Here is a 21,137-nt window from a genome sequence, read left to right as displayed (position 1 = left end):
AACGGTGAAATGAAATATCTGTGATCATGCATGCGAGGTATCTGACAAAATCGACAAATCAGAATGTAATTTTGCATAGAGTTGGTGATCATCGTCACAAAATGGATTCTGTCAGCCGTGATTCTACTGCTCTGAGTTCGCTTATAACGTGCAATTGACGCTTTATTCAGCAGTCAGAACGAATTGTGAAAAAGAGTTTTGACAAGGCGAGGTCTGCTCGATAATATGCGCCCCGTTCAAACGATTCCTCTGTAGTTCAGTCGGTAGAACGGCGGACTGTTAATCCGTATGTCACTGGTTCGAGTCCAGTCAGAGGAGCCAAATTCTTGAAAAGAGCAGCCTATAAGGCTGCTTTTTTTGTGTCTGCGATTTGGGTGCTGTTTTCCCCCTCATCCTGGCCCTCTTCCACTGGGAGAGGGAACACTCCGCTACACCATGCCTTTATGCACTCGCCGATCGGCTCCCTCTCCTTTGGGAGAGGGTTGGGGTGAGGGGAACATGACGCTCTGTGATTCTGTTCACAACTCTTTTAACGCCGACTTGTATGGTAGTATTTGTGCGCGTATTTTTTCATCATTGCATTCCCGTTGGAGTAGATGATGAAAAGTGTAGTGATAGAGCAACCGGGTGAACTGGTACTAGCAGAGCGTCCACTGCCGCAACCCGCTGCAGGTGAAGTACGCGTGAAGGTGCAATTTGCCAGCATCTGCGGTTCCGATGTGCATATCTGGCACGGTCACAATCCTTTCGCTAAATATCCACGCGTCATTGGTCACGAATTTTTTGGCCTGATCGATGCAGTCGGCGCTGACGTTGCCGCCAGCCGCATTGGCGAACGCGTGGCTGTCGATCCGGTTGTCAGCTGCGGTCACTGCTATCCCTGCTCCATTGGTCGCCCAAACGTCTGCAAAGAGTTGCAAGTGATTGGCGTGCACCGCGACGGCGGCTTTAGCGAATATGCCGTCGCACCAGCTAAAAACGCCTTCCGCCTGCCGGATAGCATTCCCGACAAACTCGCCAGCATGGTCGAACCTTTCACCATCGCGGCCAATATCACCGCCTTCCTCAAACCACAGCCAAACGATGTGGCGCTGATTTACGGTGCCGGTCCAATGGGCCTCACCGCCATTCAGGTGCTGAAAGGCGTATACGGCGTTGAACAGGTCTTGGTGGTTGATCGTCTGCCGGAACGTCTGGCGCTGGCGCAGGAAAACGGTGCCGATCAGGTGTTCAACAACAGCGAGATTCCATTAGCCGCGCAGCTGGAAGGCGTGCAGCCAACGCTGATTATTGATGCCGCCTGCCATCCGACGATTCTGGCCGAAGCCGCTGCCCTCGCCTCACCTGCAGCGCGTATCGGCCTGCTGGGCTTCTCTGGCGAGCCGTGCAGCATTACGCAGCAAAGTCTCACCAGTAAAGAGCTGTCGCTGTTCACCTCGCGCCTCAACAGCAATCGCTTCCCGCAGGTGATTGAGTGGATTGAGCAAGGCCAGATCCAGCCGGAGAAACTGGTGACGCACTATTTCTCGCTGGCCGAGGTGGAGCAAGCCATGACGCTGTTCGAAAAAGATCCCCGCACCTGCTGCAAAGTGATCCTACAAATGGGTTAAGTTAACCCGCACACCAGGTGTCCCCATGCCGGTCCCTTACCCGCCGGCATTATTACTATAAAAATGACGATGACGGAGTTTCTATGTTTAAGAACCTGCGCTGGACCCTCGTACTGCTGTTGTTCCTGGTGTTTATGATCAACTACCTGGATCGTATCGCCCTCTCTCTGACCGTACCGCTGGTGGAAAAAGACCTGATGATCAACGCCGAACAGTTCGGCATGATTTTCGGCAGCTTCTTCTTCGGTTATGCCCTGTTCAACTTCATCGGTGGCTTAGCGACCGATAAATTCGGCCCGACTATCGTGCTCGGCACCGCCGTTGGCATGTGGTCGCTGTTCTGCGGCCTGACCGCGATGGCGACCGGCTTCTGGTCGATGATGATTCTGCGCGTGCTGTTTGGCATGGCGGAAGGCCCCATCTCGGCGTCGGCGAACAAAGCGATTAACGGCTGGTTCCCGAAAAAACAGGCCGCCACCGCGATGGGTTTACTCAGCTCGGGTTCACCGCTGGGTGGCGCGGTTGCCGGCCCGATTGTGGGTTATCTGGCGCTGTCGTTCGGCTGGCGTCCGGCGTTTGTGGTTATCGCCGCGATTGGTTTTGTCTGGCTGGCGCTGTGGTTCTTCTTCGCGTCAGATAACCCGGCGAAAAGTAAGCGCGTATCGGCGGAAGAGCGTGCCTTGGTGGAAAAACTGAAAGCAGAAGAACCGGCTGACGTGATCGACCCAAGCGGCAACGCGCACGGTTTGGGCTTCTATCTGCGCCAGCCGATCATTCTGGTCACCGCCTTTGCCTTCTTCTGCTACAACTACATTCTGTTCTTCTTCCTGAGCTGGTTCCCGGCGTATCTGGTGCAGGCGCACGGCCTCGACATCAAAGCGATGAGCATCACCACCATGATCCCGTGGATTGTTGGCTTCGTGGGCCTGGCATTGGGTGGCTGGATCTCCGATAAGATTTTCAACATCACCGGCAAGCTGCTGCTTTCACGAAAAATTGTGCTGGTGGTTTCACTTACCGCCGCCGCGATTTGCGTGGCGCTGGCAGGTACGATAAAAGAGGTCAACTCGGCGGTGATCATGATGTCGATCTCGATCTTCTTCCTCTACATCACCGGCGCGATTTACTGGGCGATTGTGCAGGACGTGGTGCATAAAAGCCGTGTCGGCAGCATCAGTGGCTTTATCCATCTGATTGGTAGCCTGTCAGGCGTGATCGGCCCAGTGGTGACGGGCTTCATCGTGCAGCACTCGGGTAAGTTTGACAGCGCCTTTATCCTCGCAGGTGCGGTGGCCGGCGTCGGTGCGCTGCTGGTGCTGCTGGTAATTCGCGAACCCAAGGCCAACAATAAACCGGTTTCAGTGTAAATCTCATGGGGCGCTGAGCGCCCCATTTGCCAAAAGGAATGACTATGTTAGAGCTTGAACGCCTCCCCGCTGATGTCCAACGTCCCGCTTACGATCGCAGCCAACTGAAAACCCGCATGGTGCACATCGGCTTTGGTGCCTTCCATCGTGCGCATCAGGCGCTGGCAACCGATAAGCTGGCGGCACAAGGCAGCGATTGGGGTTACTGCGAAGTGAATCTCAACAGCGGCACGCTGATTCAGGCGCTGCGTCAGCAGGATCTGCTCTATACGCTGACCGAAATGGCCGATGAGAGTTTACACACGCGCGTGATTGGCGTGGTGACGCAAGCGCTGCATGGCAAAGGCGACGGCATTGATTCAGTGATTGAGGCGATGAGCCAGCCGGATGTGGCGATTGTCTCGATGACCGTGACCGAGAAAGGCTATTGCTACATGCCGTCGAGCGGCAAGCTCAATCCCGATCATCCCGATATTGTGCACGACCTCGCCAATCCGACTGAGCCACGTTCGCTGCCCGGCTTGATTCTGGCGGCCATTATCCGCCGCCGCGAACGCAATTTGCCGCCGTTTAGCGTGATGTCCTGCGACAATATGCCGGAAAACGGCCATGTCACGCGCAACGTGATCACCCAGCTGGCCGAGCGCCACAGCGCTGAACTGGCGGAGTATATCCAGACGCACATCACCTTCCCTTCAACCATGGTCGATCGCATCGTCCCGGCAATGACCGATACGGCATTCGACGCGCTGGCCGAACGTTTAGGCAGCCGCGATCCGGTGGCGGTAGAAGCAGAACCGTTTTTCCAGTGGGTCATCGAAGACAACTTTGTTAACGGACGTCCGGCGTGGGAAAACGCCGGTGCGGAGCTGGTCAGCGATGTGCTGCCGTTCGAAGAGATGAAACTGCGCATGCTCAACGGCAGCCACTCGTTCCTCGCCTATCTCGGTTTTCTCGCCGGTTATGAGCACATCAGCGATTGCATGGCCGATGCCAGCTATCGTGCGGCGGCACGCGCGCTGATGTTGCAGGATCAGGCGCCGACGCTGCGCACGCAGGGCGTCGATCTCGAAGCCTATGCCGATTCCCTGATTGCACGTTACGAGAATCGCGCCATCAAACATCGCACCTATCAAATCGCCACCGATGGCACGCAGAAGCTGCCGCAGCGTCTGCTGGATAGCGCGCGCTGGCATCTGCGCAACGGCACTTCATGCGACTTCGTGTTGCTGGGCGTGGCAGGCTGGATGCGCTACGTCAGCGGCGTGGACGAGCAAGGCCAGGCCATTGAGATTCGCGATCCGCTGAAAGATCAGCTGGCAAATATCGTGGCTAACAGTGATGACGGTGCAGATCGTGTTAAAGCGTTGCTCGGCCTAACTGCCGTGTTTGGCGACGATCTGCTTCAGCAGCCGGCCTTTGTCTCACGCGTGACCGAACTCTATCTGCAGCTGGTGCAACAGGGTGCGCGCGCCACGGTGCAGAGCCTCGTCACACAAGGCTAAGCGCCTGCACAAATGTGTAGCGCAGACGCAGCGTGCTGATTAGACTGAACCTTTCTTAACGGGCTGGCAGATGCCAGCCGTAATACGGATATTGCTGCATGTCGACTGCCTATACCATAACCACCAGCGAACCGGTAAATCAGCAGATCTATCGTTATCTGCGTAAAGATATTGTGACCTGCGTTATACATCCGGGCTCGCTGCTGTCGGAGAAGGAAGTGTCGGCGCGTTTTAACGTATCGCGTCAGCCGGTACGTGAAGCTTTCATCAAGCTGGCGGAAGCCGGACTGGTGCAGGTGTTACCGCAGCGCGGCACCTTCGTACGCAAAATCTCTGCCCAACGCGTGGCCGACGGCCGCTTTATCCGTGAAGCGGTAGAGATCGCCGTGGTACGCCGCGCCGCGCAGGAGATTGGTGCCAGCGGATTGATGGCGCTGGAGCACAACCTGCAACTGCAGCGTCTCGCCGCTGAACGTCATGACAGCCAGGCCTTCTTAGGACTGGATGATGAGTTTCACCGTCTGATTGCGGAAGGGATTAACTGCCTGCTGGCGTGGGAAACGGTGGAGAACATCAAAGCGGCTATGGACCGCGTGCGCTTTCTGACCCTGAGCGAAGTGTCACCGCCGGAGCGTTTGATTCAGCAGCATGAAGATATCTATAACGCGTTGAAAGCGCATGATGTTGACGCGGCTGAAAGCGCGATGCGTCGTCATCTACAGGAGATGATTTTGACCATTACGCCGATTGCCGAGCGTAATAGTGAGTGGTTCGAAGCGCCTTAATTTAGTGCTCGCTGTCCCCCTCCTCGGTCCTCCCCCATTAATGGGGGAGGAAGATGCTGCAATATGTAAGTGTTGAAGCAGCATGTGGCAGCATCTCCTTCCCCCGCTCGCGGGGGAAGGCCGGGATGGGGGACAGCGAGCACAGCCCCCACTCAATCAAGCAATGGTCACATCTTTTGACAGATAAACATCCTGCACCGCATTAATCAGCTGCACGCCCTCTTTCAACGTCTTCTTAAACGCCTTGCGCCCAAGAATCAGCCCCATCCCCCCGGCACGTTTGTTGATCACCGCCGTGCGCACTGACTCCGCGATATCCGTTTCCCCGGCAGAAGCGCCGCCAGAGTTGATCAATCCCGCGCGCCCCATATAGCAGTTCGCCAGTTGGTAACGCACCAAATCAATTGGGTTCTCGCTGGTCAGCTTGCTGTAGACGCGTTCATCGGTGTGACCAAACTTCACCGCGTTATAGCCGCCATTATTCTCCGCCATCTTCTGCTTCACGATATCCGCACCAATGGTCGCCGCCAGATGGTTAGCCTGGCCGGTTAAATCAGCGCTGGCGTGATAATCGACGCCGTCTTTCTTGAACGCGTCATTACGCAGATAAGCCCACAGCACCGTTACCATTCCCAGTTCGTGCGCGCGCTCGAAAGCAGCCGAAATCTCTTCAATCTGACGACGCGATTGCTCGGAGCCAAAATAAATGGTGGCGCCAACCGCCACCGCACCCAGATTAAAGGCCTGCTCAACGCTGGCGTACAGCGTCTGATCATATTGCGTTGGATAGCTCAGGGTTTCATTGTGGTTTAGCTTCACCATAAACGGAATGCGGTGCGCGTAGCGACGTGAAACCGCGGCCAGCACGCCGTAGGTCGATGCCACGCAGTTGCAGCCGGCTTCAATCGCCAGCTCAACGATGTTTTTCGGGTCGAAATAAGCCGGGTTAGCGGCAAAGGAGGCACCCGCCGAGTGCTCAACACCCTGATCGACCGGCAGAATCGACAAATAGCCGGTACCGGCTAAACGTCCGGTGTTGTACAGCGTTTGCATGTTGCGCAATACGGTGGGAGAACGATTGTTGTCGATCATCACGCGATCAACATAATCCGCGCCTGGTAAATAGAGGCTATCCGCTGGAATGGTCATGCAGCGATGTTGAAGAAGGCCGTCCGCCTCTTTGCCCAATAACTGTACGATGTCCGTCATGTTCGCTCCTGATAAATGGCTGGATTGGAACCGGCCAATGCCGATTCGCCCCCAACAGCCTGGACCGGAAAACGCCAGGCTGGCAAATTGCTGACTCCATTTTTCAGACGTATGCGCAGTGAAAAAGCGGCAATCTGGCGTTACGCCCTACCACCATTGATGGAAATGGTGCACCGGCCCAATGCCTTTGCCGACCTCCAGCGAATCGGCGTGCAACAGCGCCTGTTGTAGCCACGCCTTGGCTTCGGCGACCGTTGCCGCCCAATCATCATGACGCGGACGCAACGCCGCCAGCGCGGCGGAGAGCGAGCAACCGGTGCCGTGCGTGTGGCGTGTGTTAACACGCGGCGCGGTAAAGCGCTGGCGTCCTTCGCGCGTGATTAGCCAGTCCGGGCTTTCGGCATCGCTGAGATGTCCGCCCTTCATCAGCACCGCTTCACAGCCAAGATCGAGCAGCGCATCGCCCTGCTGCAACATGGTTTTCTCATCCTGCGCCATCGCGCGTCCCAGCAGCGCGGCGGCTTCCGGCAGGTTTGGCGTGATCAGCGACACCTGCGGCAGCAGCAATTCGCGCACGCTGGCTACCGCATCAGGCGACAGCAGCGCATCGCCGCTTTTGGCAATCATCACCGTATCCAGCACCACAAACGGCAGGCTGGCCCGTTTCAGCCGCTCGGCGACCACCTCGACTATCGCGGTTTCGGACAACATGCCGATCTTCGCGGCATCAATGCGCACATCATCCAGCACCGAATCGAGCTGTGCGCCGACAAAATCAGGTTCGATGCGATAGACCGACTGCACGCCACAGGTGTTTTGCGCCACCAGCGCGGTAATCACGCTGGTGCCATAAGCACCCAATGCGGAGAAGGCTTTGAGGTCGGCCTGAATCCCCGCGCCGCCGCTGGGATCGGTGCCAGCAATGGTCAATGCGTTGATGCGTTTCATGCTTTCACCTCCAGCGTCCACAGCATATCGAGGAAGGCAGCAACGAAGCTGCCCGGCCCGGCGACCTGGCGTGCTGTCAGCTCACCGGCCAGCGACATCACGCGGCACGCCGCTGCCACATGTTGCAGGCGATCGCCCGGCAAGCTAGTGAAGGCCGCAGCCACTGCCGACAATGCGCAACCGGTGCCAACTACGCGCGTCATCAGCGGGCTGCCGCCGGGGATTGCCAGGGTACGCGCGCCATCGGTGACGTAATCGACTTCACCGGTCACCGCCACAACGGTGTGATAATCACGCGCCAGCTGCTGGGCGGCGCTCAGCGCGGCATCGGTTTGATGCAGGCTGTCCACGCCGCGTCCGCCGCTTGCCTGATGCGCCAGGGCGAGAATTTCTGAAGCGTTACCGCGAATCGCCGCAGGTTGCAGGCTCAGCAGCTGCTGGCAGAAGGTGGTGCGCAGCGTTAATGCGCCGACCGCCACCGGATCCAGCGTCCACGGCGTGCCTGCCGCTTGCGCTGCTTGCACCGCCGCCAACATCCCATCACGACGATCGCAGGTTAAGGTGCCTACGTTGATCAACACCGCATCGGCAAAACCGGCAAACTGCGCCGCTTCATCGGGGTCGATCACCATCGCGGGCGAAGCTTGCAGTGCCAGCAGCACGTTGGCGGTAAAGGTTTGCACTACTTCATTGGTCATGCAGTGCACCAGCGGCGCTTGCTGACGCAGCAGTTGCAAAGAGTGCGCGAGTTGCACGGGGGAAAGAAGGTCAGGCTGTTTCATTAGGCTCCCAACCGGCGATCAAGAAGGCGAATGCGGTCAGGCATCTGACTTCCCTACGCTGGCATTATCCAGATCAGGTCGGCGGGTGTATCTCAGCCCTGTATTAGAGGGGCACCCCGAGTCAAAACTACGTTGGCGAGCATAGGGAACAAGCCAGATTAAAGCAAGCTATCGACACTTTTCCTGAGGATCTTGTTCGCAAAGTTACATTTTACAGGTTCATCTAACTGATTGAATAAACTCCTTAAAAACCCTTCTTTTTGCGTGCCATGTCATACTTTGTAATAAACTCCATTGATAATTCGCGTCGCGAAAAATAGCATCCCTCGCAACTTGTTTCATGACGAAACAATACGGATTTATTAATTGTTCATGGAAGTATCACGGAGGATTTGCTATGCGTCGAATTCCACGCGCGCCGCTCTCTGCGGCCATTATCTCTGCCCTGTTCGCCGGTACGTTTTTGCCTGTTCCCTGCGCCCACGCTGCGGGTTTTGTCGAAGACTCATCGCTCACTGGCAACCTGTTTTACTGGCAACGCCAGCGCGATCGTAAAGAGATGGATCCGCAAAAAGGCGCGTATGGTCAGTATGACGCCAATCTGCATCACGCCTCTGCCAACGCCAATCTCGACTTCTCATCCGGTTATGCCGGTGATGTAATTGGCCTCGATCTGGCGGCGTTTGGCGCTTTGGAGTTAAGCAATAGCGGCCCGGCGGCACCGAATGAAATTGGTTTCAGCAATGCCCGCACACGCTGGGATGAGGACTGGAGCGGAGATAAGAGTGGCTTAAGTCTTTATAAAGCGGCGATCAAGGCAAAATGGCAGGATAACTGGCTACGCGCAGGCTATTTGCAACCCAGCGGACAGACGCTGCTGGCACCACACTGGAGTTTCCTGCCCGGCACTTATCGCGGTGTTGAGGCTGGCACCGTCTTCGATTTTAGCGATGCGGGCGCCCTTTCCGTCTCCTGGATGTGGACAGACGAATACAAAGCGCCGTGGTATCGCGGCATGTACAACTTCCGCAAAGCCGATGGTGTGACGGAGATTCCGTGGCTGCAATCCTTTGGTGCCAAATATGATTTCAAAAACTCGCTGTTGCTGGAAGGCGCTTACGGCCAGGCGGCGAATTACATGGATCAGTATTTTGCTAAAGCGTCTTATCAGCTGCCGCTGGCCGATGCGCCACTGCGCACCAGCTATCAGTTTTACGGCGCGAAGGATCGTGACAACAGCGGCGTGGGCCAGGTCAACGATGTTTATGATGGCCTCGCCTGGCTACAGGCGCTGACGTTCGGCTACACGCTGGGAGCGTTCGATTTCCGCCTTGAAGGCACTTGGGTAAAAGCCGAAGGTAATCAGGGCTTCTTCCTGCAGCGTATGACGCCATCCTATGCCAGCTCAAATGGCCGCATGGATGTATGGTGGGATTCCCGCTCTGACTGGAACGCCAACGGTGAGAAAGCGCTATTCGCCGGTGTGATGGTCGATCTGGGGCACTGGCAATTACCCGGCTGGCAAGTCGGTACGTCGTACGCCTACGGCTGGGACGCTAAGCCTTCCACCAATCCGATTTACGACCAAAACCAGCGCCTGAAAGAGTCGGCGTGGAGCCTCGATCTGGTTTACACCATCCAGCAAGGCCGCGCCAAAGACACGCAATTCAAACTGCACTACACCCGCTACGACAATCACAGCGCTCTTCCCAGCTACAGCGGCGGTTACGGCAACATCTTCCAGGACGAAAGAGACATCAAATTTATGATCGTCGCGCCATTCACCCTGTTTTGACCCCGATCTGGCAGGAGCCAGAGACTTACCTCCGTGGAGAAGGATAACAACATGAAAAAGTTAAAAATCAGTTTACTGGCGCTGAGCGTGATGGGCCTTGCCGCCTGCAGTTCATCCCCGCGCAATAATCAGCAGGTCGTCGATCAAATCAGTCAGTTCGGCGTGCAGTATCAGGTCACTGACAACCAGGCGGCCGATCACGGCGTGAACTGCGCGAAACTCGGTGCCGATTGGGCATCCTGCAACACCGCTACCATCACGCTGACCAACAACGGTCCGGCGCTCACCAGTAAAAACTGGGCAATCTACATGAGCAACGTGCACGAAACGCTGCGGGTGGATAACGATCAGTTCAAAATGACCCATATCGTCGGCGATTTAACCCGTCTGGAACCGACGGAGAAATTCAAAGGTATCGCGGCGGGTGAGTCGATTGAGATCCCTATCGTCAATGAATACTGGCAGCTGTTTATCACCGACGTGATGCCGCGCTGGTATGTCACCGCCGCCAATGCCACGCCAAAAATTATCACCAGCACCGATACCGAAAACCTCAGCGACTTTGTTAAGCCGTTTGGCGGCCAATGGAAGCGCATTGCCGACGATAAAAACGTGCTAATGCTGCCGCAAAGTCGTTTCACAAAGAATGCCGATGTGGCGCAACTGCCTGCCAGCGCGCTGCGCGGACAAATCACCCCAACGCCGCGTTCGGTGAAAGTTCATGCGGCGGATGTCGATCTGAGCCGTGGCGTTGCCTTGCATCTTGAGGTATTGGCGGACAACCAGGCCGATGCAGTTAAACAGCGTTTCGATTTGATGGGGCTCAAACCGCAGTCAGCGGGTTATGACATTCATACCCGTATCGCCGTCAATCATTTCCACGGCGCAGAGGCGGTTTCCGGTGCTTATGAACTGCGCATCACACCGCGCGGCACCGATATCATTGGTTACGATCAGGCTGGCGTTTACTACGGCTTAATGTCGTTACTGTCGCTGGTGCCGGCTGAAGGTAAACCGATTATCGCCACGCTTGAAGCGAAAGACGCACCGCGCTTTGCCTATCGCGGTGCCTTCCTCGATGTGGCGCGTAATTTCCACAGCAAGCAAGCGGTGCTGCGCATGCTCGATCAAATGGCGGCATGGAAGATGAATAAATTCCACTTCCACCTGACCGATGATGAAGCCTGGCGCATTGAAATTCCCGGTCTGCCTGAGTTGACCGACGTGGGCAGCAAGCGCTGTCACGATCTCACGGAGCAGCAATGTCTGCTGCCGCAATTGGGCTCCGGGCCGTTCACGGATAACAACGGAACCGGGCATTTCAGCCGCGCCGATTATATTGAGATCGTTAAATACGCGCAGGCACGCAACATCGAAGTGATTCCGGAAATCGATATGCCTGCGCACGCGCGCGCTGCGGTTATTTCGATGGAAGCGCGTTATCAGCAACTCATGAAAGCGGGTAAACCGCAGCAAGCCAGTGAATATCGTCTGGTGGATCCAACGGATACCTCGAATACCCGTTCCGTGCAGTTGTACGATCGCACCAGCTATCTCAATCCTTGCCTCGATTCCTCAAAGCGCTTTGTCGATAAAGTGATGGGTGAAGTGCAGGCGATGCACCGCGAAGCGGGCCAACCGTTGACCACCTGGCACTTCGGCGGTGATGAAGCGAAAAACATCCGCCTCGGTACCGGCTACAGCGATATCAAAAACCCGAAAGCGGGAACGGGCATTTTAGACCAAAGCAAAGAGGACAAACCCTGGGCAAAATCTCAGGTCTGCCAGGCGGAGGTGAAATCCGGCAAGGTGGAAGATCTGGAACACTTGCCAAGTCACTTCGCGCTGGAAGTGAGCAAAATGGTAAAAGCACACGGCATTCCGGTGATGCAGGCCTGGCAAGATGGGCTGAAAGATGCAGCTAACGCGCACGCCTTCGCCACCTCGCGCGTTCGCGTTAACTTCTGGGACACGCTCTATTGGGGCGGCTTTGACACCGCTAACGACTGGACGATGAAAGATTACGAAGTGGTGATCTCCAATCCGGATTATGTCTACATGGACTTCCCGTATGAGGTGAATCCCAACGAGCGCGGCTATTACTGGGGCACGCGCTTCAGCGATGAGCGCAAGATGTTAGGCTTCGCGCCAGACAACCTGCCGCAGAACGCGGAAACCTCGGTGGATCGCGATGGCAAAACCTTCGATGCCACCTCGAATAAGCCGTGGTCAGGCGCACACGGCATTTCGGTACAGTTGTGGAGTGAAACCACACGTACCGATCAGCAGATGGATTACATGGTGTTCCCTCGCCTGCTGTCGGTCGCTGAACGTGGCTGGCATCGCGCGAAGTGGGAGCTGGATTATCAACAGGGCCGCACCTTTAAAGGCGGCGAAACCCACTTCGTTAACCAGCAGCAGCGCAATCAGGACTGGCAGCGTTTCGCCAACCTGTTAGGCCAGCGTGAGTTGGGCAAGATGGATAAAGCCGGTATTCACTATCGTCTGCCGGTGCCGGGTGCGCGCGTGGAGAATGGCACGCTGACCATGAACATTGCGCTGCCGGGTCTGCCGCTGGAGTACAGCGTGGATAACGGTAAAAACTGGCAACGTTATCTGCCGCATGCCAAACCGACCATCACCGTCGCCGATAAAGTCTGGGTGCGCAGCGTAAGTCCGGATGGCAAACGTTTCAGCCGCGCTGAAGCACTTTAAAACTGATTTGCCCCTCGCTGGAGTGCAAGGGGCGAACACTGACAAGGATGTCGATGAAACACTCAACGTTTTCTTTTTATGTTGTTGCGCTGGGCGCCGGTTTAAGCGGCGCCCTGTTTATTCCGACACTCAGCTTATTTCTGGCTAACGAACTTAATGTGGCAGCCTGGAAGATCGGTGCCTTTTACAGTATTAATGCGCTCAGCAGTATTGCTATCAGTTTGCTCATTGCTCGTTATTCCGATCGTAAAAGTCAGCGCCGTCCCCTGTTACTGTTTTGTTTATTCTCGCTCTCGCTTAATTCACTGCTGTTTATCTTCTGCCGTAATTATCTGGTGCTCATCACGCTTGGATCGTTACTCAGCGCCTGTGGCAGCGCGGCGGTACCTCAGCTGTTCGCGCTTGCGCGGCAAACCCGCAGCGACAATACCTTCAGCGCGATCTTACGCGCCCAATTTTCGCTGGCGTGGGTATTTGGCCCGCCGCTGGCATTCTGGATTATTCAATTGGCCGGTTTCGCCTGGCTTTATTCCATTATGTCCGGCTTATTACTCAGCGTGGCGCTTCTGGCACTTACCTTGCCACTGGGCGATCAGGCGGTTGTCGCTACGCCTGAACAGCAAGATGATCAGCAACCGCTGGGGCAAAACCTGACGTTGCTGATGCTCGCCACCTTGCTGGTCTGGAGTTGCAGCGCACTCTATCTGATTGGCTTTCCTCTGCATCTGGCGCAGCAGCCTATGCTTTCCGCTGAATGGGCCGGCGTGATGTTTGGCCTCGCCGCAGCGCTGGAAATTCCCATCATGCTGCTCAGTGCCAAAATGCTTAAGCGCTGGGGCAAGCAATCACAAATGCAGGCTGCCATGCTGTGCGGCATCATTTTTTATGCCGGTATTTTCTTCAGCAATGGGTTTATTCCATTGATGATCCTGCAATTTTTCAATGCCGTTTTTATCGCCATCATCGCTACCGTTGGACTGTTCTGGTTTCAGGACTTGCTGCAACATCGTCAAGGTATGGCAGCAACGCTCTATACCAATTCGATGTCCATCGGCGTGCTGATTGCTGGCGTATTACAGGGAGTTCTCACCGCAGTCTCACCGCTAGCCATCTGGCCAGCGGCCTGTGTGCTGTTGGTGATGTCATTACTACTGATAACAAAGGTCGACAATGTTTAAAAACCCTCATTCGTCGCGCATCACTGCGCGCATCAAAACACATGGAGTGTACGCTAATGAATGTCTTAATTACGGGTGGCGCGGGCTATATTGGTTCGCACATTGCCCTTAGTTTGCTGCAGCAAAATCATCAGGTGATTGTGCTGGATAATTTGTGCAATAGCTCGCCAATAGCCTTAACACGCGTTGAAGCATTAAGCGGAAAGAAAATCACTTTTCATCAGGGCGATATTCGCCGCCGAGCCGATTTAAATCAGGTTTTTAATCAGCAACCGATCGATGCCGTTATTCATATGGCGGGTTTGAAATCGGTGAATGAATCGCTGCAAAAGCCGGTGAAATATTATCAGAACAATATTGCGGGAACGTTGATGCTGCTGGAAATCATGAAACAGCATCAGGTTAATAAACTTATATTTAGCTCATCTGCCACGGTTTATGGTGTCCCGGAAAAAATCCCCCTGTGCGAAAACTGCGATACCGGTAATACCACCAATCCTTATGGTGCTTCCAAATATATGGTTGAGAAGATCATGGGTGAAGTGGTGGATGCACAACCCGAATTAGCCATTACTGCGCTGCGTTATTTTAATCCTGCCGGCGCGCATCCCTCCGGCCAGATTGGTGAGCACCCTGAAGGTATTCCCAACAATTTGCTGCCCTATCTGTTTCAGGTTGCCAATGGACAAAGAGGCAATCTGCCGGTATTTGGTGATGATTATGAGACGCCGGACGGCACCGGCGTGCGCGATTACATCCACGTAATGGATCTCGCCGAGGGCCACATCCAGGCGCTAAATCATCTCAAACCAGGCTATCGTCATTACAATCTGGGCACCGGACAAGGCTACTCGGTGCTGGAAATCGTGCAGATGTTTGAACAGGTAAGCGGCAAACATGTCCCTGTCGATATGCGCGCACGCCGTCCTGGCGATGTCGCTATCTGCTTATCCGATCCTGGGCAGGCGAAAAAAGAACTTGGCTGGCAGGCAACGCGCGGCCTTGAAGCGATGCTGCGCGATGCATGGCGCTGGCATACGCAGAATCCGCAGGGCTACATGGGGAGCGAAACCTTATGATGACGCGCGAAACGTTTTTACCGCTCAATGAGCGCCAGCTCGCCGCGCTAAAAAAAGACTTCACCGCGCTTGCTTCAGCGGATTGGCAGCAAGCATTCAGCCAGTTTAAGCAGTGGCGGCAGCAGCATCAGCCACAAGATGTCGCAGTAGCCGACTTCTCTTCGATGTTCGCAGTGCCCACCAGTCGGCTGACGGGAAGCGAGTGTAGGCTGCATCGCGTCTGGCTTGGCGGATCAACGCCGCTTAACGTCAACCGCACAATCGCCCAGTGGCAGCGTGCGATTGAAGCCAGCCGCAGTGATTTTCAGCAAACGCTGTGGGTGTGGGATGCGCAACAGCTGGCGACGGATAGCCGTTTTGTCGGTCAGCAGGCAGATAGTGCATTACAGCTGGGCACGCTGTTTCTGCCTGATGCGCTAGTGCAGGTGAACAGCCTGAGTGCACTGATGCACGCCTTTGATTGCGCACTGGTCGACGTCTTACAGCAGCTGCACGACAAACGCTATTACGCCACGCTCTCTGACTTCTTCCGCCTGACGATTCTCAATCAGTGCGGCGGCGTTTATCTGGATGCCGATACACTTCCTGCTCGGCCTGCGACACTGTTTCTCTGTCATCCTGAACTGCCTGATTTCACGGCAGAACAGCAGCAACTAAACTGGCTGAATCTCTTCACCGATGAAACCGGCATGATCATCAGTCATCAAAACAATCCGGTGTTGCAGGATTTACAACGGCGGCTCAGTGCGGTGTATCGCGGCTGGCCTCAGCCAATTCCAGCAAAAACGCCGGAAAGCGAACGCGCCATCTTCGAACCTTTTTACCAGTTATGGTGTGAGCAATTGCAGGTCACGCAGCTCAGCCATCAAGATTTCAGCCGGTTTGCCGTATGGGGCTTTGATGTTCAGCAGCATCGCGTGAGCGGGATTAAAGGCATGCGCCTGACGGAGGATATTCTCAGCGGTGAACGTCGCCCGCTGAGTGGTGAAGAGCAGCAGCATTATCAGCATACGATTACTCAGCTAGCACAACGCGACTGGCAATTAAGCGATCCTCTGCAGTTGGGTGAACTGGTACCTTTGTTTTCTGAATGCGATATCCTGCAAATTGCTTATGCGCCGCAGCTGCGCGCTGAAATTCCCTATTATCACTATTACGGCGTGCTCTCTCACGATCCGCAACTTGATAAAGTGAATGCGTTATTCAGCGACTTTTTAATTGCGCTTAATGCCAGGAACATAAAAGCAGGTGATTTCTGGCAGCCGGTTGAAGGTCAGAAAGCGTCGCCGCTGTGCTTTAAACCGGGAAGTATTACAGACAAGCAAGAACAACTCGCGATGGCGAAATTAATTTTCACCACCAGCTATCTGGAATACTGCTCGGTCGATAATATTTATGCCACTGATTTAACCACCTTACAGCTGCGGCAAAATATCCAGCCTTTCCTGCAACAGATTGCCGTGATTTATAACCCGCAGGGAAAAATGGTGGGTTTCGTTAACGCTGCGCCGATTCAGGATTACGATCACATCAAGGTGGAATATGGCTATCGTCAGGAGGTTTTTCCACTGGATGTGGCTTACGACAGTTTCGTGAATCAGCATCGCCAGCCGGACGATTTCTTCATTTTCAGCGTGGCGCTGCAGCCCGAGGAACAGGGAAAAGGCTATTTCAATCAAATTTTGTCAAAGCTTAAGGATCAAGCCAAACAGCAAAAAATGCGCCGCATCACCTTATGCGTCTGGCAATCGAACCCGGCAGCTATGATCTATCGCAAGAAAGGTTTTAAGGTGGTGAGCAGTATGAAACAGGAGGTTGCACGGTTTAGTGATGAAGTCGTGTTTATGGCGCTAATGCTGTAATCCTTCCGCGATCAAATAATCCGGTGCGAATCTATTTTTATTCGCACCGGAAGCAACAGAAGTTCACAGAAATAAGTAAAATCTTAAGCACATTGATACTTATCAAATTTATTACGCCAGAAAACAGGCCTAATTGCGCTCCGGAATTGAAATCATTCACCACCTCCGGAAGCGATAATGAAATTATTCAGTTTTATTCCACACGCCCATCGCTGGCATAACATCACTATCACGCGCAAAAGCGCAATATCGCCTACTGGCCGCACCTGTCTTGCCACTTACGTTCAGGCGCAATGTAAAGGCTGTGATGAACGACTGCATAAAATCTATTATCGCGATATTACCGATGCGCAAGCGCGACGCTGGCTGGGTTGATCACCAGCATGAAATTAAAGTGAATTAATATCCAGACGAAAAATCTCACTGTCCCGTACAAGACCCAACTTGCGCATTGCCGCTCGTTTCTGCGAACTGATCGTTTTCACGCTGCGCGACAAACGCAGAGCCGTTTGTGACACGCTCAGCCCTGCATAGAGATATTCAACGACAATTTTCTCTTTTGCAGAAAGACGTTGCCTGATGAAATTATCTGTATCGACAGTGTCATCCAGCATCAGTTGCTGAGTCTGACAATGGTTAGTCCAGATATGACGCAATCCTGTAATCCAATTTTCAGGCGTCAACGACTTACAAAAGTACGACTTAATCTGCGGTTTCATTGCATCACTGAGCTGCTGCTGTTGAGGACAATCCCCCATTGCAACAATCGTCATTTTTGGATAGTTGGAGATTAATTGATCAACTAACGTTTTAATATTCAAATCCCCTTTCGGCCGTGAGCAATCAATTAAAGCAATATTGGCGGGAGCCAAACTGAGTGAAAAAAACAATTCACTGCTATTTTTACAACAGTCCGTGACGATAAATTCAGACTCATTATTAATCACTCTCTTCAGACCTTCGAGAAATATCGGATGGTCATCGAGAATAACGACATTATTTTCGTTCATAGTTTGCTGGTGTATTTAAAGTTAATGAATTATTGAATCGTTATGGTATAGGTCGCAACCGCATTAAAATTACCGGTTTGCTGATGATTCGCGCCAGGCAAATAACGCAGGAACCAATGCCAGATTTGACAAGTGAAAGATAACTTTATTCTTTCCTTTGTCTTTCACGTGGCACAACCAAACTTCTTTTTATTACCGTTTCCAGTAAAGCAATAATGACCAAGCGCTCATGGAGTTGAAACAAGAGCACTCTCAAAACCTCAGAAGACTCCGAAAAAAAAGCCACACTTAAAAGTGTGGCGCGAGGTAAATTGTCAGGCACATTCCTCAAGTTGACGACAGCCCCCTGTCGACGTCAGTTATTCAGGGATTAATTTTAATATCGAAAATAAGCGTTGCGCCCGGTGGAATCATCTTATCTACGCCGGCATCACCAAAGGCTTTATCCGCTGGCAATATCACTTCCACTTCACTACCCTTTTTAAGCTGGCTTAATACCTTAGTTAAGGCCGGTAATAAGGAGTCCAGCTTAACGCGCTGCACCTTATTTTCCTTACCGCTGTTATCAAATATTGTTCCATCCGATAAATGTCCGGTCAGCAATATATCAACGGTGCTCTCTTCAGTCAGTTTTTCGCCCTTCCCGACTTTATTCACAACGTAATAAACGCCATCAAGCGTTTTCACCCCTTTGCGCTGTTTGGTTTTTTCAATCAGCGCGTTCCCGGCTTTCTGCTGTTTCTCGCGTTCGGTTGCCTGAGTTTGCTGCTGCGCCTGAAGTTTTTCATTCAGCGTGCCATCCAGCTCGGTGACCAGTTTCGCCACTTCATCGCTATTAAGTGCGACGCGCTGGCTGAAAGCATCTTTGATTCCCGCCAGCACCATTGGACGATCCGGCTCAACACCAAGATTCTGCTGGGCGCGCAGGCTCTGCACAATATTGCTGGCAAATGCCACGCCGTTGGCATAAGAGAGTTTTTGCTCGTGACTTTCCGGTGCCGCGCTCTCCTGCATCGCCTGCTGCTTGGTCAGTTGCTCACGCATCGCGACCTGCTGTTTCTCGGCATCCTGCAAGCTGATTTCCAGTTCGGCAATGCGATCCTGATGCTGCTTCAGCTCCGCGAGCTGTTGCGTATCGGGCTGCTTTTGCGCTTTGAGCGCCTGCGTTTCGACGCGCACCTCCTCCAGCTGATTGCTAAGCGCAATCACGCTCTCTTCCTTCTCTTTCAGCTTGCCCTCTAGTGAAGATTGTTGCAGCGCATGGGTATCCACCAGCAGTTGATGCGCGGCTAACTGGGCACGCAGTTCACTCAACTGCTCTTGCGAACCGCTCTGCTGGCTTTGATGCTCGGCCAATTGCTGTCGCAGAGATTCCAGCTGCTCGCGCTGCGTTTCAACGGTGGCTTTATCAGTTTCTAAAGCTTGCAACTGCTGTTGCAGCGCCTGCTTCTCCACCTGATGACCAGCCAGCAACTCTTTATTAATTCGCTGTTGCTCGTTGAGAGAGTGTTCCAGTACCTGCAGTTTTTTCGTCTGCTCCACATTGTGTGTGGTGGCAGGACGCAAAGGCTTTTTCTTTGGCGGCGGCGCTTTTACCCACGGTTTCGCTGCTTCGGTTTCATCGAACAGTGAATAAGGAATGGTGTGATCCGAGCTGTAACCGGTCAGCGCCGGTGCCGCCTGGCTGGCGGATGACCACAAGATTGCAGCCACTGCCAGGCCAATCAGCGAGCGGGTAAATAAGGGTTTCATGGCATTGGTTCCTTGCGCGGTTTGACATACTGCTGGGTGATTTTTTGCGCCAGTTGACGCGCCTGCGCGGCTTTGCCGCCGCGCGTCGCGCTGGCGTACATGCGAAGTTTCATCTGCTCGGCGATTTGCGTCAGATGGCGATCGTCGCTGTTTTGCACCGCAACGTTATACCAGGCGTAAGCCAGCAGCGGCTGGGCTTTGACGCCTTCTCCCGCCTGATAAGCACCGGCCAGATTAAATTGCGCCAGCGCATTACCCTGCTCGGCGGCTTTGCGATACCACTCCACCGCGCGCGCAGCATCTTTTTTCACGCCAAAGCCGCGACTGTAAGCGGCGCCGACATCGTTTTGCGCCTGTGCGTCGCCCTGCTGCGCGGCCTGTAGCAACCAGTTAAAGGCTTGCTGCTTATCCTGCAGCAGCGGATTGCCGCTGCGATGGTAACGTGCCAGCTGCTGTGCGGCGGCGCTGTTGCCCTGCTCGGCGGCACGCTCTAACCACTGTTTGCCATCGCCGGGCTGATGATCGAGCAGCAACTTGCCGAGCTGATATTGCGCTTCAGGCTGGCCGCTTTCGGCGGCGGCCTTAAGCAGCGGTTGTGCGGCATCGCGTTGACCAGCCGACGCCAGCCAGCCGCCATACTGTTGCTGCGCGCGTTGTTCACCGGCTTCGGCCTGCTGACGCGTAGCTGTCATCTGCTGATTGAAGTCGCTGAGTAAACGCGGTTGAGCAAAAGGCTCAGTGGCAGGCGATGCGTGCGGCTGCACGTGTGTGACACAGCCACTCAGCAATGCGCTCAGTGCTACGAAAGAGAAGAGAGTTTTCATCGTCACATCACTCCCCATCTGCCTGCGCCAGCATGGCGCGGAACAGTTCGCTGTGGATTTGCTGACAACGCTTTGCCAGTTCGGCCTGATAAACGCTGTCGAGTGTGGCTTGCATATCGGCAGCAAGTTGCGGACGGGTGAGCAGATATTTGGCGCTGCGATCCATTAACCCGTTGAGCGCATCGTGCTGTTGCTGAAAACGTGCCTCATCGTACTGCGCCAGCGCAGAAACCTCGGCCTGGCAGCGATCGAGGCTGGGTAGTTGATTAGCATGCTGCGCGGCCGGGATGGTTTCCGCATGATAGGATGCGTTGGCATTAGGCAGGGAAAAACAGCCGGTAAGCATTAATACGCTACCGATAGTGGCTCCGAATTTAAAATATCCTGAAATTTTCATGACTAATAAGTTCCAGTCGATTGGGGGCAAATTAAGTCTCTCGCTTCAATCTGCTGGCGCATTTATTTTATTGCAGGATGCGGGATGTTTTATCATCCTTTGCGGCGCTCTCGTTATCCCGTTATTACCCAAGGTGTTCGGTAATATCTATAGCTGTAACTGGCCCTTTCCTTGTGGCTGTGCCGCAGGAAATAAGGTGTTTAACATCAGTGGATAACGTGCAAAATATTGTTCGGAGAGGCTTAACGTTCGGGTGACATAATAAGCAGAGCCACTATTCTTCGCTACGAGAGCACTCTCAAAAAATATTCCCTTTCTC

The 21,137-nt window shown here is 54.0% G+C and carries 17 protein-coding genes, 1 tRNA gene and 1 riboswitch; of the genes, 11 read left to right on the top strand and 7 right to left on the bottom strand.

Annotated elements, in window-relative coordinates; all coding sequences use genetic code 11:
- Positions 1-245 precede the first annotated feature (245 nt).
- The 5 genes from PanJK_RS19800 (at position 246) to PanJK_RS19780 (ending at position 5,267) form a co-directional block, all read left to right on the top strand.
- A tRNA-Asn gene (locus tag PanJK_RS19800) sits at positions 246-321 on the top strand.
- A gap of 278 nt (positions 322-599) precedes the next feature.
- Positions 600-1,610, top strand: coding sequence for a Zn-dependent oxidoreductase (locus tag PanJK_RS19795; RefSeq protein ID WP_256698430.1), 1,011 nt, complete (start codon positions 600-602; stop codon positions 1,608-1,610).
- An 83-nt stretch (positions 1,611-1,693) separates the two neighbouring features.
- Positions 1,694-2,977 carry an MFS transporter gene (locus tag PanJK_RS19790; RefSeq protein ID WP_007889540.1) on the top strand — a complete coding sequence of 428 codons (1,284 nt, stop codon included), beginning with the start codon at positions 1,694-1,696 and terminating at the stop codon, positions 2,975-2,977.
- 44 nt (positions 2,978-3,021) lie between these two features.
- Positions 3,022-4,482 carry a mannitol dehydrogenase family protein gene (locus PanJK_RS19785; RefSeq protein ID WP_265302308.1) on the top strand — a complete coding sequence of 487 codons (1,461 nt, stop codon included), beginning with the start codon at positions 3,022-3,024 and terminating at the stop codon, positions 4,480-4,482.
- A gap of 98 nt (positions 4,483-4,580) precedes the next feature.
- A complete protein-coding gene (locus PanJK_RS19780) occupies positions 4,581-5,267 on the top strand; it encodes a GntR family transcriptional regulator (RefSeq protein WP_256696888.1) in 687 nt (228 codons plus the stop codon).
- Positions 5,268-5,423: 156 nt separating this feature from the next.
- On the opposite strand, the gene fbaB is transcribed toward PanJK_RS19780, so the two are convergent.
- From fbaB to thiM, 3 genes are all read right to left on the bottom strand, one after another.
- Positions 5,424-6,476, bottom strand: a complete 1,053-nt coding sequence (fbaB, locus tag PanJK_RS19775; protein WP_265302305.1) for a class I fructose-bisphosphate aldolase — start codon at positions 6,474-6,476, stop codon at positions 5,424-5,426.
- Positions 6,477-6,623: 147 nt separating this feature from the next.
- Positions 6,624-7,424: a bifunctional hydroxymethylpyrimidine kinase/phosphomethylpyrimidine kinase gene (thiD, locus tag PanJK_RS19770; RefSeq protein ID WP_256696890.1), complete on the bottom strand. Its 801-nt coding sequence runs from the start codon at positions 7,422-7,424 to the stop codon at positions 6,624-6,626.
- On the bottom strand, positions 7,421-8,206 hold the full coding sequence (thiM, locus tag PanJK_RS19765) for a hydroxyethylthiazole kinase (protein ID WP_265302303.1): 786 nt from the start codon (positions 8,204-8,206) through the stop codon (positions 7,421-7,423). Before thiM ends, thiD begins: the two co-directional genes overlap by 4 nt.
- 33 nt (positions 8,207-8,239) lie before the next feature.
- Positions 8,240-8,335, bottom strand: a riboswitch (TPP riboswitch).
- A gap of 268 nt (positions 8,336-8,603) precedes the next feature.
- On the opposite strand from thiM, the gene chiP reads away from it, so the two are divergent.
- From chiP to PanJK_RS19735, 6 genes are all read left to right on the top strand, one after another.
- The gene (gene chiP / locus PanJK_RS19760; RefSeq protein WP_265302301.1) at positions 8,604-10,001 is read left to right on the top strand and encodes a chitoporin ChiP; all 1,398 of its coding nucleotides are present in this window, start codon (positions 8,604-8,606) and stop codon (positions 9,999-10,001) included.
- Positions 10,002-10,052: 51 nt separating this feature from the next.
- Complete coding sequence (locus PanJK_RS19755; protein WP_265302299.1) at positions 10,053-12,716, top strand: beta-N-acetylhexosaminidase; 2,664 nt, start codon at positions 10,053-10,055, stop codon at positions 12,714-12,716.
- Between the two features lie 53 nt (positions 12,717-12,769).
- The gene (locus PanJK_RS19750) at positions 12,770-13,894 is read left to right on the top strand and encodes a sugar efflux transporter (RefSeq protein WP_265302297.1); all 1,125 of its coding nucleotides are present in this window, start codon (positions 12,770-12,772) and stop codon (positions 13,892-13,894) included.
- A 56-nt stretch (positions 13,895-13,950) separates the two neighbouring features.
- Positions 13,951-14,973: a UDP-glucose 4-epimerase GalE gene (gene galE, locus PanJK_RS19745; protein WP_265302296.1), complete on the top strand. Its 1,023-nt coding sequence runs from the start codon at positions 13,951-13,953 to the stop codon at positions 14,971-14,973.
- On the top strand, positions 14,970-16,835 hold the full coding sequence (locus PanJK_RS19740) for a GNAT family N-acetyltransferase (protein ID WP_265302295.1): 1,866 nt from the start codon (positions 14,970-14,972) through the stop codon (positions 16,833-16,835). Before galE ends, PanJK_RS19740 begins: the two co-directional genes overlap by 4 nt.
- 177 nt (positions 16,836-17,012) lie before the next feature.
- On the top strand, positions 17,013-17,210 hold the full coding sequence (locus tag PanJK_RS19735; protein WP_265302293.1) for a hypothetical protein: 198 nt from the start codon (positions 17,013-17,015) through the stop codon (positions 17,208-17,210).
- Between the two features lie 14 nt (positions 17,211-17,224).
- Here the strand turns inward: PanJK_RS19735 and PanJK_RS19730 are convergent, their stop codons facing one another.
- The 4 genes from PanJK_RS19730 to PanJK_RS19715 form a co-directional block, all read right to left on the bottom strand.
- Positions 17,225-17,845: a response regulator transcription factor gene (locus PanJK_RS19730; RefSeq protein ID WP_265302291.1), complete on the bottom strand. Its 621-nt coding sequence runs from the start codon at positions 17,843-17,845 to the stop codon at positions 17,225-17,227.
- Positions 17,846-18,208: 363 nt separating this feature from the next.
- The gene (locus tag PanJK_RS19725; RefSeq protein WP_265302289.1) at positions 18,209-19,597 is read right to left on the bottom strand and encodes an FKBP-type peptidyl-prolyl cis-trans isomerase; all 1,389 of its coding nucleotides are present in this window, start codon (positions 19,595-19,597) and stop codon (positions 18,209-18,211) included.
- On the bottom strand, positions 19,594-20,421 hold the full coding sequence (locus PanJK_RS19720) for a tetratricopeptide repeat protein (RefSeq protein WP_265302287.1): 828 nt from the start codon (positions 20,419-20,421) through the stop codon (positions 19,594-19,596). The genes PanJK_RS19725 and PanJK_RS19720 overlap by 4 nt, the downstream gene beginning before the upstream one ends.
- Positions 20,422-20,428: 7 nt before the next feature.
- The gene (locus tag PanJK_RS19715; protein WP_265302285.1) at positions 20,429-20,818 is read right to left on the bottom strand and encodes a hypothetical protein; all 390 of its coding nucleotides are present in this window, start codon (positions 20,816-20,818) and stop codon (positions 20,429-20,431) included.
- Positions 20,819-21,137 lie beyond the last annotated feature (319 nt).

Origin of the sequence: Pantoea sp. JK, from assembly GCF_026130245.1 — a bacterium.
GTDB classification, from domain to species: Bacteria; Pseudomonadota; Gammaproteobacteria; order Enterobacterales; family Enterobacteriaceae; genus Pantoea; species Pantoea trifolii.
The sequence above is the reverse complement of the archived record's forward strand: the minus strand, read 5'-3'. Positions and strand labels throughout refer to the sequence as shown.